We start from the raw sequence: 15814 nt of genomic DNA on the forward strand, positions 1-15814 counted from the left end.
GAAAGTGCTTTTGTTTACAAATCTACAGTTCCTGGATGAACGGATGGTTCATTGCGTTGTAGGATTTGTCTCTTTTCAGTTCATTGCCTTCTTGATAGATCTCTTCAAAAAACCGGCTGGAAGGTCCGGCGAGAGTTCTGTAATAGTCTCCAAATAAGGATGCCGCATAATCACCGAGCCAGTCTGATGGAAGGAGTTCCTGAGGAAGCCCGGGATCAACAAACAGGAACTTGCGGTATTCATGCACCAGCTTAGTCCGTTCCACAAAACACTCGCCATCTGTCATCTCGCCTTTTTCGATCTTATTCTTATCAATCACATACTTTTGGGAGTACGTTTTGATGAACTCATCATATTTCTGATTGGTTTCTGCCAGATCCCAGCACTCTTTAACAAGCTGAGCGTTTTCATGCGGCCCTTCGTATTTCGCCGTGAAAAAGTGAACAAAATCCTGAATCTCGTATTTCTCCATCATCTGCTTGATCTGCTCCTTCTGGTTGTTGGGAGAGATCCAGAAGCTGTTGGCCAAAAGACCGAACCCGCTCCATACCAATTCTTTTCTTAGTTCGTCCCTGATGCTTCTCTTTTCTTCCGGAATAGTATACGTAAACATGTACCATGTACCATCCCACTTCTCAGGCTGAAGCTTGAATATCCGTTTGGCTGCCTCATCCATTCGCCTGGCTCCGCGCGGAGTCAAGTAATAGAAACTCTTATTCCCCTGCTTTCGCGACACGATCCAGCCCTGTTTGTTCATACGGGAAATGGCTGCCCTTACCGCCTGTTCGTTGTGGCCGAACTCCTCCAGTAAACGGATTAGGCTTCCAATCCATATTTCATTGCCGTAATGGCGTATGTAATCTCCATACAGCGTAAAAATCATTGAACGCGTGTTTAAACTGTTTTGCATGACTGTCCCTCATTTGCTTACTGTCAATTTTGATGACTCTTATCCTACCAAAACAGCTTGAGCAGAACAAGCCCTACTCCCCTTTAAAAACAGGAGCCCTTTTTTCACTGAAGGCTTCCAGCGCCTCCACTCTGTCTTTTGTAGGGATGGTCACTTCATAGGCTTTAGCCTCGATCGCAAGCCCTGTCTGCAGGTCCGTTTCCATACCATGCTTGATGGAGTACTTCGCCTGCTGTACAGCGATCGGCCCGTTCTTCAGTATGGCCGCTGCATACTCTTCACAAACCGGTATGAGCGCTTCTCTCGATACCGTTTTATTCAGAATGCCGTATTCCCAGGCTTCATCCGCCCTCAGTTTTTTCGCTGTCAAAATCAGCTCCATCGCTTTCGCCTGCCCAATCAGCCGTGGAAGCCGCTGTGTGCCGCCTGCACCCGGAATAATCGCCCAGCTAAGCTCAGTGAGTCCCATTGAAGCTGAATCAACAGAAACTCTGAGATCGCAAGCAAGTGCCAGCTCAAACCCCCCGCCGAACGCATGGCCGTTAATCGCAGCGATCGTAGGCTGCGGAAGCGCCTCAATACTGGAGAACACATCCCTGATTTTCCGCACGTTGCGCTTAACATCCGCTTCCGACAGAGTACGCCTCTCTTTAAGGTCCGCCCCTGCACTGAATGCCTTTTCTCCTGCTCCTGTGAAAATGACGACACGGATGCCTTGATCATGATGGATCTCCTCAACGACCTGACCCAACCGCTTCAGTGTGGGGTAGTTAAAACAATTGAGCACTTCCGGACGGTTTAACGTAACGTAAGCAATATGGTCTCTTACCTCAAAAAGTATGGCTTCCGGCATTTCATTCTCCCCTTACTCTATATTTTCAACGACGGCAGCGATGCCCTGGCCTACACCAATACACATCGTGGCGAGCCCATGCTGCACGTTTCTCTTCTTCATCTCATGAATCAGTGATGTAAGAATTCTTGCGCCGCTCGCTCCAAGCGGATGTCCAAAAGCGATGGCCCCTCCATTCACATTTACTTTTTCAGGATCAAGCTCCAACTGTTTGATGCACTCCAGTGACTGTGAAGCAAAGGCTTCGTTCAACTCGATCAGTCCGAGGTCATCCAGCGTGATGCCGGCCCGCTGCACCGCTTTTCTGCTCGCTTCAATCGGGCCGAGCCCCATCACTGACGGCTCAAGTCCCGCCACAGCAGCAGCCTTATAACGCGCCAGCGGCTTCACACCCAATTCTTTCGCTTTTTCAGCGCTCATCAACATCAGCACTGCTGCACCGTCGTTCACGCCGGAAGCATTTCCTGCAGTAATCGTACCGCCGGCAAACAACGGCTTGAGTTCTGACAATTTTTCAGCCGTTGTACCTGGTCGAGGATGCTCATCCTTGTCAAAAATGCTTTCATTGCCTTTTCTATCTTTTAAGACCACTGGAACGATTTCTTCATTCAAGCGCCCTGATTCAATCGCTTTCTGGGCCCTGTGCTGGCTCTGTGCCGCAAAGCTGTCCTGGGCCTCACGGGAAATATTATAACGCTGCGCCACATTTTCTGCTGTCTGAGGCATGGAATCCGTGCCATATTTTTCGTCAAGGAACGGATTGATGAACCGCCAGCCGATCGTTGTGTCAAACATCTTCATGTCACCGCGCGGAAACTCTGCATCCGGCTTGGCCATGACAAAAGGTGCTCTCGTCATGCTTTCCGTTCCGCCGGCAATGAAGATGTCCCCCTCATTCGCCATGATTGCCCTTGCTCCATAAATAACCGCATCAAGACCAGAACCGCACAATCGATTGATCGTCGTACCGCCGACTTCTACAGGAAGTCCAGCCAGTAATGCAGCCATGCGAGCTACATTCCGATTATCCTCTCCAGCTCCATTTGCGTTTCCAAGTATAACCTCTTCAATGTCTGCGGCTGGTACATTCGGGTTCCTCTTCAGCAGCGCCCTAATGGCAATACTCGCAAGATCATCCGGCCGGACATTTTTCAAACCGCCTTTGTATCGGCCGATCGGCGTCCTTACGGCATCGACAATTACCGCTTCTCTCATTTGGTTACGCCGCCCTTCTCCGTCATATAATCATAGACGCCGCGGCCGGTCTTGCGTCCAAGCCTTCCCGCCTTCACATACTTTACCAGCAGCGGGCATGGACGGTATTTTTCTCCCAGGGTCTGATGCAGATAGTTTAAATTGTTCAGTCGTGTATCCAGACCGACCAAATCGCCGAGTTCAAATGGACCCATCGGATAGTTGAGACCAAGTTTGACCGCTTTATCGATTTCTTCCGGAGTACCTACGCCTTCCTGCAGCATATAGAACGCTTCATTTCCGACCATGGCCGAGATGCGGCTCGTCACGAAGCCAGGAAATTCGTTAACAATGACTGTTTCCTTGCCCATCCGCCCGGCTGCCTCTTTAACAGCAGCTGCTGTTTCATCGCTCGTCTCATGTCCTCTGACAATTTCAACAAGCGGCATCTTATGGACCGGGTTAAAGAAATGCATTGCGATAACCTTCTCAGGCCGCTGTGTAAATGAACCAATCTCTGTCGGGCTCATGGTCGATGTGTTGGTCGCCAAATAACAATGGCTTGGCGCCGCTTGATCAAGCTCGGTAAATACCGCTTTTTTGATCTCAAGATTTTCCGGTACGGCTTCAATGATCAGATCCGCACCTCTTGCGGCTTCTGACATATTGCCTGAGTAAAAGAGCCGCTGTTTCGCTGCTTCTGCTTCTTCTGCCGTTATCTTTCCTCTGGCAACCCCTTTCGAAAAAATGGATTCTATTTCGGCTTCAGCATTTTTTAAAGCTTTCTCCTGTACGTCCACAAGCTGTACGTGGAAACCGCCTGCCGCTGCACAGTAGGCAATCCCCCTTCCCATTACTCCTGATCCGATAACAACGATGGACTGCATCAATGGTTCTCCTCCTCTGCGTTCCCTGAATGTCGGCAAAAAGCGAGCCTTGCTGCAGCCCGCTTTTATATACATATAAGCTTATAAAGCCACTTATTGAATCATTTTCCTGTAAAAACGGGCTTTCGTTTCTCCATAAAGGCTGTGACCCCTTCTTTATGATCCACTGTGCCCCCAGCGGTTTTCTGAGCAAGCGCCTCGTATTCCAAAACTTCTGTCAGATCGCTCTCCCAGCTTTTATTCATATAACGTTTGATCAAACCGATCGCCTTCGTCGGCATGTTGGCCAGCCGAACCGCAAACGTCTCCACTTCCTGAACGAACGTTGCATCGGAAACAACCTTAGTAACAAGGCCGAATTCCTTTGCCTGTTCAGCAGTAACCTTCTCACCTAAAACAGCAAGTTCCATCGCCTTGGCATGTCCTACCAGCCTAGGCAGGAAATACAGGTTGCCGGAGTCCGGTACCAGGCCTACATGGATGAATGCTTCAATAAAGCTGGCTTTATCAGAAGCCACCCTGAAATCACATGCAAGTGCCAGGCTCATTCCGGCACCTGCCGCCACTCCGTTTACAGCTGCGATGACCGGCTTCTCAATGGAAACAAGTGCCTGCACCATTGGATTATAGCCTTGGCGGAGAACTTCACCGTAATCCGGGTTTTCACTTCCCCCAAGGTCCTGTCCGGAGCAGAACGCTCGCCCTGCGCCGGTGATGACGACAGCACGGACTTCTTCATCTTTGCCAGCCATTTTTAAAGCGGAAAGCATCTCTTTGTGCATCACACTTGTGAACGCATTGAGCTTTTCAGGCCTGTTCAGTGTAATCCATGCCACTCCGGCTCTTGTTTCGTACATGATCGTTTCAAACATCGGTATCCCTCCTTATTTGCCTTTGAAATTAGCCCGCCGTTTCTCAGCAAAAGCTTTCATGCCTTCTTTTTGGTCTTCAGATGAAAACAGCAGGTAGAAGTTTTTCCTTTCAAACTGCATGCCGTCAAGAACCGAATCATCAACCGCTTTGTAGACCGTCTCTTTAATCAATCTTAAGGAGAGCGGCGCTTTTGAGGCGATGGTTCGTGCGAATTTCACAGCTTCTTCCAACACGAGTTCAGGAGCTACTACCCTATTGATCACCCCGTGCTGATGTGCTTCCTTCGCAGACATCGGTTCACCGAGCCACAGCCATTCCAGAGCCTTCTTCTGACCCATAAGCTTGGTCAGCTTCACAGTTCCTCCTGCGCCAGGCATCACGCCAAGCTTGATTTCCGGAAAACCGAACTGCGCTTTTTCGGATGCGAAAAGGATGTCACAGCACAGGGCAAGCTCAAATCCGCCACCGAAACAATATCCGCTTACTGCGCCGATGATCGGTTTTTTAATGGTGTGCAGCTGATCCCAGTCCTTAAACTGGTTAAGCAGTTCAAGCGTGATGGCGTCGTCATTCATCATCTCATCGATATCAGCCCCGGCCGCAAATGCACGGTTGTTTCCGGTAAGAACGATGGCTTTCACTCGGCCATCACGGTCAAATTGCTCAAAAGCAGACAGAAGCTCAGATACCATACTTCGGTTTATGGCATTCAGCACTTTAGGGCGGTTGAGCTCAATCAGTGCAATGCCGTCTTCTTCAACTTTTGCCGTTATCGTTGTAAATTTACTCATTCACTTCCTCACCGATCATCAAAGTGACAAGCTCACCGGCAAAGGACATCAAATCTTTTCCGGAAGCTTTTCCTTCAGCGGATTTCATGCCTGCTTTCAACGACTCATGATCGTCATAGTACATTTCACAGAGCAAGTAATATTTGCTTTCTCCCATCGGTGAACCTACAATCTTTGTGACCTCCATTTTGCGAAGCCCTGGAATCTTTTTCGTTACTTCTGTATGTGTGCCGAAATAATGGTCATCAAAACTTTCCTTGTTCTCCGGAGTTTTATAAAGTGCGATCAATTTTACCATCAGTATCTTCCTTTCGACTGTTTATTTGGTGGTTCGCCGTATTGAGGCTGCATTAAACCTTTTCTATAAAACTGTCTTTTTCCCCTTTTTCTTTCAGTTCATATCGGCTACTGGCTTCATCGCTTCGAATGGATTTTTGCAAGACTTGCAATACAGGATGCTGCGGCAGGCGGTCGGCCCAAATAAATTTTCCATGGTTACATAGGCTGATCCGCAGTAAGGACAATCGATGCTCCAAGGTTCCCCCATCACATGGTTTGCCGGGGGAGGAGCGATTCCAAACTCTTTTAATCTCTTTTTTCCTTCATCAGTAATCCTGTCCGTCGTCCAGGCTGGTTTATACACAAACTCCACTACCACATTTTTCACACCTTCTACCGCACTGGCAGCCCGTTTGATATCCCTTTCAATGATCGGAAGGGCCGGACAGCCGACAAACGTAGGCAGCGCCTTAATAAGTACAGAGCCTTCGCTTTCCTCAATGTCTTCAATCATTCCAAGGTCCAATATACTGACTGAATCCATCTCGGGGTCTTTCACCTCTTTTAGCGCTAATAACACTTTATCCTTGAGATTCATAGGCTGTGTGACCATGCTGTCTCTCCTTTCCGGTCCCGCCTTTCTTTTACCAGCCGGATGCCGGGTTGGTCGCATAAACTTCGGATAGAGTGGCCAAAGCTTCCGCAAGATCCGCAGTATGCTCGCCTTTACGGCCGTTCCCGCTCTCGATCGCCGGTTCTCCGGCAAGCTCGATTCCGGTTTCCTGAAACACCTTCTCGATCCTGTTCAGCCAGCGTTTTTTCAGCAGCGGTTCATCTTCAATCAATCCGGCTTTTACAAATTCTCCATAGGAAGGACCGAGGGTCAGGACCCCGCCAAATTCCTTCCATACTTTATCCACGGCAGCGAGCATGCGCTGCCTCGCATCATCTGTGCTCGTTACCAGCTGTTTAAACCAAATTTCCCAGTGCATCAAGTGGTAATATTGCTCCATCATGATCTTCTTTGCTGCATTTGCCAGTGGTTCATATGAAGAAACCCTCAGTGACTCCAGACGAACTTGTTTATGGATCGCATAAAAGTAATTTCTTACTACAGCAAATGCCCAGTCATAGTCCGGTTTATCAAGATAGGTTCCTCTTCCGTTCACCATTTCGAGAAGGATGGCATTGCGGAATTCCTCCGGCTTTCTAAGATGTGCAATGCGGTCCGCATCCCCTTCCCCAAGATCCTCGAGGAGATGATAGTACATAGAAGCATGCCCCATCATGTCCTGGTTGATGGAAGAAAAAGCCACGTCTTCTTCGATATGCGGGGCGAGCCCGAGCCATTCCGATCCTCTGTACGCGAGGATAAAATCATCATCTGCCAGCTGATAGATCAGTTCTTTCAGTTCTGTTCTTTCCTGTTGATGCATTGATTCAGTGTTCATCGGCTCTCTTCCCTTCCGCCCATGATGTGCTTTTCTGTAAACTGCTCCTGGTTGTAATCACGCCATTTTTTCTTCAGGTAGCCGTATCCTTTGGTTTCCCTATAATCTTTATCGAGCTTCTTGAGCATCTCCCTCTCTCCTTGCGATAATCCGCGGATGTTCTCCCGTTTGACGACCCAGATATCAGCCACTGGCTCCCTGCGAAAAAAATTTTCCTTTGCCATGACAAGAGCCATATCAGCGTTCGGCGCCAGAAGGCTGAACTGATGCTGAAACGGAGCTTTATCCGTCTTCTTGCTGAAAACTTCATACACGTTGTAGAATTGATTTCCTTTTTCGCCCATGATTTATCCACTCTCCTCCGTTCTAGATCGCCTTTTGGGCAGCCAGTGCATCACGCACCCATCCATTGCTATCGTAGGACCGCCTTCTCAAATCCAAACGATCCTGTGAACGAGGGCCGTTTCCGGAAACGATCTGCTTAAATTCCTTCCAATCCACGTCCTCATACACCCACATCCTTGTTTCCTCGTCAAAATGTATCGTTTCATCCGGAATGGTGAGCCCGAGCGCCCAGATTCGCGGAATATATTTGGTGAAGAACTCCTGGCGAAGATCCTCATTGGTTTTCGTCCGGATTTTATACATAATGTTTTTGTCTGCATTAGAGTTGCCGGTTTCCTTTGCAGATTTTGGTCCAAAGAACATGATCAGTGATTTCCACCATCGGTTCAGGGAGTCCTGCAGCAATGCACGCTGTTCAGGTGTGCCTTCAGCAAGAGCGAGAATAATGCTCTCTCCGTGCTGTGCATGGAAAACTTCCTCAGCGCAGATGCGTTTTAATGCTCTGGCGTATGGGCCGTAGGATGAGTCAAGCATCATGCTTTGTGAAATGATGGCAGCCCCATCCACGAGCCAAGCTATCATTCCTGCATCCCCCCACGTCGGAGCTTCCATGTGAAAAACATTATGGAATTTCAGCCGGCCGGAGAACAGGTCCTGCATGATGTCTTCTCTTGTTTTCCCGAGCGGGGCCATCAGGTCTTCTGCTACACGAAGCAGCAGCTGTCCGTGCCCCATCTCATCCTGAACTTTTGCCATAATGGCCAATTTACGGTGAAGTGACGGTGCTTTTGGCACCCACTCCTTTTCTGGAAGCGCTCCCATTATTTCTGAAATGCCGTGCATGGAAATGAGTCTGATCAAACTTGTTCTATAATCATCCGGCATCCAATCATCGGCTTCAATCTTTTCGCCGCGGTTGATCCGATCCATAAAGTGCTGGTGCTTTTCATCGTTCGTTAACTGTTCAAAGCTAAGACCTGCCTGCACAATTAGCCCCTCCTAATTATATTACGTTTATTTACCGTTATTATAAATTATCGTCATATAAATAACAACCAGCTAAACACCTAATTGAGCGGTTTTATGTCTGATCACACGAACCGCCTTCCCTTCAGACCTTGGAATGGAGCCTGGCGGAAGCAGATGGATCTCGAGATTTACAAGACAGCTGCTTTTAACCGCGTGTTTAACCCGTTCTTTGAGCTGTTCCAATTTCTCATGGTCAAGATTTTGTTCCATGCGTGTGAAACAATCCTCAGTGATTTCAACGTGCAGGTGAACATTTTCTTTCAGCCCCTCTGAATGTACATGAAGCTGATAATGAGGTACAAGATCCGCTGCTTTCAGAAGACAATTTTCAATTTCGGAAGGGAAAACATTCACTCCGCGGATAATGAGCATATCATCAATCCGGCCTTTAACCCGAGACATCCGGACGGAGGTACGCCCACATGCGCATTTCTCTGTTTGAAGAGAAGCAATATCACCGGTTCGATATCTAATGACCGGAAAAGCTTCCTTCGTTAAACTTGTAAACACCAGTTCTCCCGTTTCTCCTTCAGCAACCGGTTCAAGGGTTTCAGGATCGATCACCTCCACAAGAAAATGGTCATCCATAATGTGCAGTCCATCCTGTGCTTCATGGCACTCCATAGCTACACCTGGCCCCATTACTTCACTTAGCCCATAGATGTCCATCGCTTTGATATTCAGCTTATCCTCTAGCGCCGCACGCATTTCCTCTGACCATGGCTCAGCTCCAAAGATGCCGTATTTTAATGAAGTCGATCGGGGATCTTTCCCCATTTTCTCCATTCTTTCTGCGATGGTGAGGATATAGGACGGAGTACCGCATATCACTTCCGGCTCAAAATCTTCAATGAGTAAGATTTGGCGTTCTGTGTTGCCGCCGGAAACCGGCACCGTCACCATCCCAAGCCGTTCAGAACCGAAATGAAGGCCAAGCCCTCCGGTAAACAGTCCGTATCCGTAGGCGTTATGAAGAAATTTGCCCGGCTCTCCTCCTCCGATCGCGATACACCTTGCCACCATTTCGCTCCAGTTTTCAATATCCTTAGCGGTATAACCAACAACAGTAGGCTTGCCGCTCGTCCCCGAAGAAGCGTGAACGCGCGTAAGCTCTTTTGTCTCCACAGCAAAAAGGCCAAAGGGGTAATGATCCCTAAGATCCTTTTTTACGGTGAACGGCAATTTTTTTATATCCTCCAGTGAATGAATCTCCTCGGGTGATATCCCTTTCTCTGCAAATGCTTTTCGGTAAAAAGGAACCCTTTCATATACCTTTTCAATCGTTTTCTTTAGTCTTGATAATTGAAGTTCCTGCTTTTCCTCTCGTTCCATGCATTCCATTTCCCGATTAAAAATCAACTTCATTCACCTCTTTTTTAGTATGAAAGCCCTTTCATTTTCAGCCGTTCAGTATGACGTTTTATTTTCGTTTAAATTATATATGTAATACTATTTACTAAATCTTATCGTTTTACAACTATTCTGTCAAATGGAGCATGGGCAAAAAAAAAGACAGCTGTGGCTTATGCCAAAGCTGTCTTTTAAGCCGACTCGCACAGCAATTTATTCAATAGAGCAAGTCCAAAAATTCTTCTCTCGTTACATTTCCGAAATAATGACGCATGTCTGCGTCCTCCAGCGCTTTTTCGAGCTCTCCTCTGTCATAGCGGGTCCCTATGAGCCGTTGTTCAATGTCACTTACATCGCCTACCCCAAAGAAATCACCGTAAATTTTACATTCGCGAATGATGCCTTTTTCGATCTGAAGCTTTACATCCACTGATCCTCCAGCAAAACGGTTGGACAGCTCCACATTGGATTTTGGAGAGTTGCCATAGTTCCAATCCCAATTGCGGTACCTTTCTTCAGATATCTTATTGATTTGTTCCCAGTCTACCTCGGTCAGTTCATAGCGCGGGATTTCCTCAAATTCTTCGAACAAATAGGAAAGAAGGATCTGCTCGAATTCCTCCATCGTCATCTCTTTATTCATATGCTCTTTAATGTTGGTAACCCGGCTGCGAATCGATTTGATGCCTTTTGATTGAATCTTGTCCAATTTTACATTAAGTGCAGACACAACATTTTCAATTTCAGAATCAAACATCAGTGTACCATGGCTAAACATTCTGCCTCTGGTCGTAAACATCGCATTTCCTGAAATCTTCTTCCCATCGACGAGAATATCGTTCCTTCCGCTAAGCTCCGCATGGACACCAAGCTTGTTGAGCGCCTTGACGACAGGGTCCGTAAACCTTTTAAAATCATGAAAAGAATTGCCGTCATCTTTCGTAATAAAACTGAAGTTCAAGTTGCCGGTATCATGATATACCGCTCCCCCACCGGAAAGACGGCGGACGACATGGATGCCGTGCTCACGCACATAATCGGCATTGATCTCTTCTACTGTGTTCTGGTTCTTCCCAATGATGATGGAAGGCTCATTAATATAAAATAAAAGATACGTTTCGTTAATATCCAGGTTTTTTAAAGCGTATTCCTCAATGGCAAGGTTTATCCTTGGATCCGTAATATTACGGTTATCAATAAACAGCATCGCTTATTCTCCTTCACTGCTCTGTTAGAAATAATTTCTCCTTTTTCGTTATACAACTCTTTTAGAAGAATAGCAAGCTGCCAGTCTTCTCAACACATAACAAATAATGGAAAATACTTACTCTCCCCACGTCCATCCGGTACGCGCGGTTTCCACTTTACCCGAGTACCTTTCTGCCGCTTGCCAGATGAGCTGTCTATGCTCGCCGAAATGCGGCAGATGTGTGAGCAGGAGATGAGGAATTTCCGCTTGGGCTGCAATGTTTGCCGCATCATGAGAGTTCATATGCCCCGGTCCGCTTCCATCCTGGTCGCTGTAAAAATTGCATTCTGAAATGAGCAGATCTGCACCTTTACTGAAGTGAACAAAGTCAGAAAGATAAGCAGAATCTGCTGTATAGACGAAGGTTTTGCTTCCATCTGTGATTCTCATCGCATAACATGGCGCGGGGTGCTTTGTCGCCATAAAGGAGATGTGAAACGGACCAATCTGCAGCAGCTGTTCCGGAAAATAGGCTTTACCAAACGTTGCGGAGCGATAGGTTAAACTCTGAAACCCTTTTTGGTCTTCTGTGTGACCATAAACGGGCAGTGTTGACACACCCTTTTGTAAAAAGGACTGAACGAGACGGCCATACTGCAGAACACCGATATCGGCCACATGATCATGGTGATAGTGAGACAGGATTACAGCATCCAATTCCTCAACCCCTACATAATTCTGCAAGCCGGACAAAACACCGCTCCCGCAGTCGATCAGCAGATTAAAACCCCCATGCTGGAGAAGATAACCCGAAGTGGCTTCTCCCTTTCCCGGATAACCGCCCCAAAACCCAATTACCGTTAGCTTCACTTGATTCACTTCCTTGTCTGTTTTGTTCTAGTATAACCTTAAAAGGTGCCAGGCACCGCTTTTTGACATCTGTCAAAAACGGGTGCCAGGCACCTAAAAACGAAAAGCTTATCTACTATTCTTTTACGGCTCCGGATGTAAGACCCGAAACAATCCTTCGCTGGAACAGCAGAACCATGATTACGAGAGGAATCGTCACAATAACCGTTGCTGCTGTGATGTCGCCCCAAGGCACGGTGAACTGTCCTTCAAACATCGCAATACCGACCGGAACGGTTTTCAATTTATCATCGGTGTTAATCGTTAAGGCGAACAGGAATTCATTCCATGCCGCAATAAATACGAGAATTGCGGTCGTAAAGATTCCTGGCACAGCCAGCGGCAGGATGACTTTCCAATACGTCTGCATCAAGCTTGCTCCGTCCATCTTTGCTGCTTCTTCCAGATCAAACGGGATCTTGCGGAAGAATGTGACCAGAATCCAGATGGACAGCGGAAGCGTAACCGTTGTGTAAGGAATGATCAGTCCCAAGTAACTGTTGGTCAACCCGATATTTTTCAATAGAATATAGATCGGTGAGATGGTAGCGATCTGCGGGAACATGGATACCGAAAGCACCAGCCCGAGAATTACCGTTTTCCCTTTAAACTGCAGCCGTGCGATGGCATAGGCGGTAAATGACGCGATTAAAACGGTATATAAGGTTGTAATACCCGAAACAACGAAGCTGTTCCATAAGTATTTAAGAAACGGATAGTTAGTGAATACCGATACATAGTTTTCAAATGTGGGATGGCTTGTAAATGGTGTAAACGCCTTATCCCCAAACAGCTCTGTAATCGGCTTGATCGAACTGACGAGCATCCATAAAAACGGGAACATTACGACAAATACAAAGATGGCAAGAAAGATATAAAACAACGGTCCTGCTTTTTTATTCACGAATTCTCACTCCTTTTTACAGTAACTGTCCTACTTGTCGTTTAACAGGTCACGGCCAAGAAACTTGATGAAAATCATGGAAATGACGGCAACACAGACAAAGACGATGACTGAGAGTGCTGAACCATCCCCAAAATTGGTCTGTTCGAACATCCTTTTGTACGCCAGAATTGATATCGTTTCTGTTGAGTTGGCAGGCCCTCCCCCTGTCAATACATAGACGAGGTCAAATACCCGGAAAGCATCAAGTGTACGGAACAGCAGCGCTACCAGAATACTGGATTTTAACAAAGGCAGTGTAATGGTCGTGAACTGTTTCCATTTGGTCGCTCCGTCGATCGAGGCGGCCTCATAGAGTGAAGACGAAATCGTCTGCAGGCCTGCTAGAAGCAATAAAGCCATATAAGGAGTGGTTTTCCAGACATCTGTAAAAATAATAGAGAACATGGCTCCAATATTGCTTGTCAGCAGATCGGTCGCATTGTCAACGAGGCCGACTTTTTCAAAAATCTTTGCAACAACCCCGTTCTGTCCATCGTAGAGGAACTGCCACATCTTCGCGGAAACGGCGGTTGGTATCGCCCATGGAATGAGGATCGTCGCCCTGACCAAGCCTCTTCCAAAGAAAGCTTTATTGATTAATAGAGCAATCGCAAGTCCAATTACCAGTTCGATAAATACAGAGATGATGGTAAACGCGCTCGTGTTCCAGATCGCCATCCACATCCTCTTGTCCGTCAGATTGCTTTTGTAATGGTCCAATCCGATAAAGTTAGGCTTGATTACCGCTTCGTTCAGGGAAGAAGACAGTCCGAGAGCATCCTCTTCATTTTCAAGTCCCTTAAGCGCCTTAACTTTTGCGGAAACCTTATGAAGCGTCTCATCAAGCTTCATCGCATCGGCTTTATCAACCTTTACCGAGCTTAGTTCATCACTTACCGGCTCCATGTTGGTCAGTTTATCATCAACTTGATCATATTGTTTCTTAACGGCGGCATCACTCTGTATGCCAGCATCTACATCCTTCAGTTCCTTAACCAAACCGTTCAGCGTGTCTGCCGCCGAACCCGTGGCTTTCCCTGCCTCGTCTTCGAGTGTAGTGATCAGAAATGGGTAGCTGTTCAAATACTTCTCTAGATCAATATGATAGCTCAAGTTTACTTCGGATTTCGTTGGATTATTTAGCCTGAGATCGAACATGCTGTAATAAAAAGATTGAAGTACAGGCCAGACTGCGATAAGGAGAATTAATATCAAGGATGGAGCAACAAGCATATAGCCCAATCTGCTTTCAGATGCTTTTCGTTTGTTGCCAGAAGAGGGCTTTACCGGTTTCGGCTGTTTTTTTGGATTTAGTTTAACTTCCACTTTTTCCACTCCTTACATTACGAATGCCATCGATGGACTGGCGAAGCATACAGCCCATCCATCTCATTCTGGAATCGATACCATTAATTATTTTGCATAAGCCCCCATTTAAATGAAGGCTTATGCATTTAATCGTTCAAGCTATTACTTATCAAGCTTTGCAGAAATTTCTTTTTGCATGTTTTTCGCTGCTTGTTCTGGTGTGATCTCTTTAGCGATTGCTTTAGAGACCTGGATTTGAATGATATCAGAGATCTCTGTGTAGTTCGGCGCTACAGGACGGGAAACCGCTGATTTAAGGGCGTTGACAAATCCTTCTTCTTTAAAGTAAGGGTTTGCTTTTTGAACCTCTGGATCTTCGAACAATTTGTTGATCGTGGGAGCATGTCCGCCGTTGATCGCATCAATCTTCTGTCCTTCTTCACCCGCCATGAATTTCAGGAACAACCAAGCTTCTTTCGGTACATCGGTGTTCTTGTTGATTCCCGCTTGCCATCCGCCAAGTGCAGCAGCAGGCCCTTTATCACCGGCTGGAAGTGGTGCCACGCCTACTTTACCTACGATTTTGGATTGTGATTTATCATTAGCAAGAGCAAATTGATACGGCCAGTTACGGATGAAAGCAGATTGACCGTTAATGAAAGCGGTATGTGATTCAGGCTCAGCAAATGTTGTTACGTTCTTCGGAACCACATCTGAAGAGGCAACCTCCACGAGCTTCTTGATTCCTTTTACAGCTTCGGGAGAATCAACTACAACTTCTCCCTTTTCATTGATGATCTCTCCGCCATAAGAAGCGATAAATTCAACCGCATTACAGACAAGCCCTTCATATTGCTTCGCCTGCATCAAGTATCCGAACTTGGTGCCGCCTTTCCCTTTATCTGCTTTCGCCTGTTTTAAAAGATCATCCCACGTTTTAGGCGGTGATTTTACAAGGTCAGTACGATAGAAAAGCATACCGGCATCAATGAACTTTGGAAGCGCCCATTGTTTTCCTTTAAACTTCGAAGCGCTTAATGCACCTTCGTTATACTCGTCCAGCTTTACACCATCTTTTTGGATGAAACGGTCCAGAGGCATAACGTAGCCTGCCTGTGCAAACTCTGCCGGCCATACAACATCCATATCAAAAACGTCGATCTCATCCGATTTCGCGTTGAATGCTGTTACATACGCATTATGCTGTTTTCCTGTGTCAGCAGGCATCTCACGGAATTTAACATCGATGTTCGGATACTTCTTCTCGAACGCTGCTACCATCTTTTGTGTAGCATGTGTATCATCTTTACCGCGGGCATAAATCAACTCGACTTTTTTCCCTTTGCTGCCGGAATCCTTTGCCTTTTCGTCTGTGCTTGCTTTGTTGTCACTGCATGCAGACAAAACGAGTGAAAGAGCAAGAGATGTTGTAATGACCTTTGAGATCTTTTTGATGTTCATCAAGGTTATCCCCCTTTAATATAATTTGCGGGCCGCTGG

At 46.8% G+C, this 15814-nt stretch carries 17 protein-coding genes; all 17 read right to left on the reverse strand.

Annotated features, from left to right (window positions below; all coding sequences use genetic code 11):
* Positions 1 to 22: 22 nt before the first annotated feature.
* The gene (gene paaX, locus ABHN01_RS08645) at positions 23 to 910 is read right to left on the reverse strand and encodes a phenylacetic acid degradation operon negative regulatory protein PaaX (protein ID WP_429875192.1); all 888 of its coding nucleotides are present in this window, start codon (positions 908 to 910) and stop codon (positions 23 to 25) included.
* A gap of 73 nt (positions 911 to 983) precedes the next feature.
* Complete coding sequence (locus ABHN01_RS08650; RefSeq protein WP_429875193.1) at positions 984 to 1763, reverse strand: enoyl-CoA hydratase-related protein; 780 nt, start codon at positions 1761 to 1763, stop codon at positions 984 to 986.
* 12 nt (positions 1764 to 1775) lie between these two features.
* Positions 1776 to 2978, reverse strand: coding sequence for a thiolase family protein (locus ABHN01_RS08655; protein ID WP_429875194.1), 1203 nt, complete (start codon positions 2976 to 2978; stop codon positions 1776 to 1778).
* The gene (locus ABHN01_RS08660) at positions 2975 to 3844 is read right to left on the reverse strand and encodes a 3-hydroxyacyl-CoA dehydrogenase (protein WP_429875226.1); all 870 of its coding nucleotides are present in this window, start codon (positions 3842 to 3844) and stop codon (positions 2975 to 2977) included. The genes ABHN01_RS08655 and ABHN01_RS08660 overlap by 4 nt, the downstream gene beginning before the upstream one ends.
* Before the next feature lie 101 nt (positions 3845 to 3945).
* A complete protein-coding gene (locus ABHN01_RS08665) occupies positions 3946 to 4716 on the reverse strand; it encodes an enoyl-CoA hydratase-related protein (RefSeq protein WP_290401810.1) in 771 nt (256 codons plus the stop codon).
* A gap of 12 nt (positions 4717 to 4728) precedes the next feature.
* Positions 4729 to 5508, reverse strand: coding sequence for an enoyl-CoA hydratase/isomerase family protein (locus ABHN01_RS08670; protein WP_290401811.1), 780 nt, complete (start codon positions 5506 to 5508; stop codon positions 4729 to 4731).
* A complete protein-coding gene (locus tag ABHN01_RS08675) occupies positions 5501 to 5806 on the reverse strand; it encodes an EthD family reductase (protein ID WP_290401812.1) in 306 nt (101 codons plus the stop codon). The genes ABHN01_RS08670 and ABHN01_RS08675 overlap by 8 nt, the downstream gene beginning before the upstream one ends.
* A 93-nt stretch (positions 5807 to 5899) precedes the next feature.
* Positions 5900 to 6400, reverse strand: a complete 501-nt coding sequence (gene paaD / locus ABHN01_RS08680) for a 1,2-phenylacetyl-CoA epoxidase subunit PaaD (protein ID WP_429875195.1) — start codon at positions 6398 to 6400, stop codon at positions 5900 to 5902.
* A 31-nt stretch (positions 6401 to 6431) separates the two neighbouring features.
* The gene (paaC, locus tag ABHN01_RS08685; RefSeq protein ID WP_429875196.1) at positions 6432 to 7238 is read right to left on the reverse strand and encodes a 1,2-phenylacetyl-CoA epoxidase subunit PaaC; all 807 of its coding nucleotides are present in this window, start codon (positions 7236 to 7238) and stop codon (positions 6432 to 6434) included.
* Positions 7235 to 7582 (reverse strand): 1,2-phenylacetyl-CoA epoxidase subunit PaaB, encoded by a 348-nt coding sequence (gene paaB, locus ABHN01_RS08690; RefSeq protein ID WP_429875197.1) that lies wholly within the window; start codon positions 7580 to 7582, stop codon positions 7235 to 7237. Before paaB ends, paaC begins: the two co-directional genes overlap by 4 nt.
* Positions 7583 to 7604: 22 nt before the next feature.
* Positions 7605 to 8513, reverse strand: a complete 909-nt coding sequence (paaA, locus tag ABHN01_RS08695; protein ID WP_425589633.1) for a 1,2-phenylacetyl-CoA epoxidase subunit PaaA — start codon at positions 8511 to 8513, stop codon at positions 7605 to 7607.
* 129 nt (positions 8514 to 8642) lie between these two features.
* The gene (locus ABHN01_RS08700) at positions 8643 to 9968 is read right to left on the reverse strand and encodes a phenylacetate--CoA ligase family protein (protein WP_429875227.1); all 1326 of its coding nucleotides are present in this window, start codon (positions 9966 to 9968) and stop codon (positions 8643 to 8645) included.
* 211 nt (positions 9969 to 10179) lie between these two features.
* Positions 10180 to 11169, reverse strand: coding sequence for a lipoate--protein ligase (locus ABHN01_RS08705; RefSeq protein ID WP_429875198.1), 990 nt, complete (start codon positions 11167 to 11169; stop codon positions 10180 to 10182).
* A gap of 117 nt (positions 11170 to 11286) precedes the next feature.
* The gene (locus ABHN01_RS08710) at positions 11287 to 12021 is read right to left on the reverse strand and encodes an MBL fold metallo-hydrolase (protein ID WP_429875199.1); all 735 of its coding nucleotides are present in this window, start codon (positions 12019 to 12021) and stop codon (positions 11287 to 11289) included.
* A 115-nt stretch (positions 12022 to 12136) separates the two neighbouring features.
* Positions 12137 to 12964, reverse strand: coding sequence for a carbohydrate ABC transporter permease (locus ABHN01_RS08715; protein WP_429875200.1), 828 nt, complete (start codon positions 12962 to 12964; stop codon positions 12137 to 12139).
* A 30-nt stretch (positions 12965 to 12994) separates the two neighbouring features.
* A complete protein-coding gene (locus ABHN01_RS08720; RefSeq protein ID WP_429875228.1) occupies positions 12995 to 14239 on the reverse strand; it encodes a carbohydrate ABC transporter permease in 1245 nt (414 codons plus the stop codon).
* A 237-nt stretch (positions 14240 to 14476) separates the two neighbouring features.
* A complete protein-coding gene (locus ABHN01_RS08725; RefSeq protein WP_290401820.1) occupies positions 14477 to 15775 on the reverse strand; it encodes an ABC transporter substrate-binding protein in 1299 nt (432 codons plus the stop codon).
* Between the last annotated feature and the right edge of the window lie 39 nt (positions 15776 to 15814).

The sequence above is a fragment of the Fictibacillus sp. NRS-1165 genome (assembly GCF_050468105.1).
GTDB classification, from domain to species: Bacteria; Bacillota; Bacilli; order Bacillales; family Fictibacillaceae; genus Fictibacillus_C; species Fictibacillus_C terrinigri.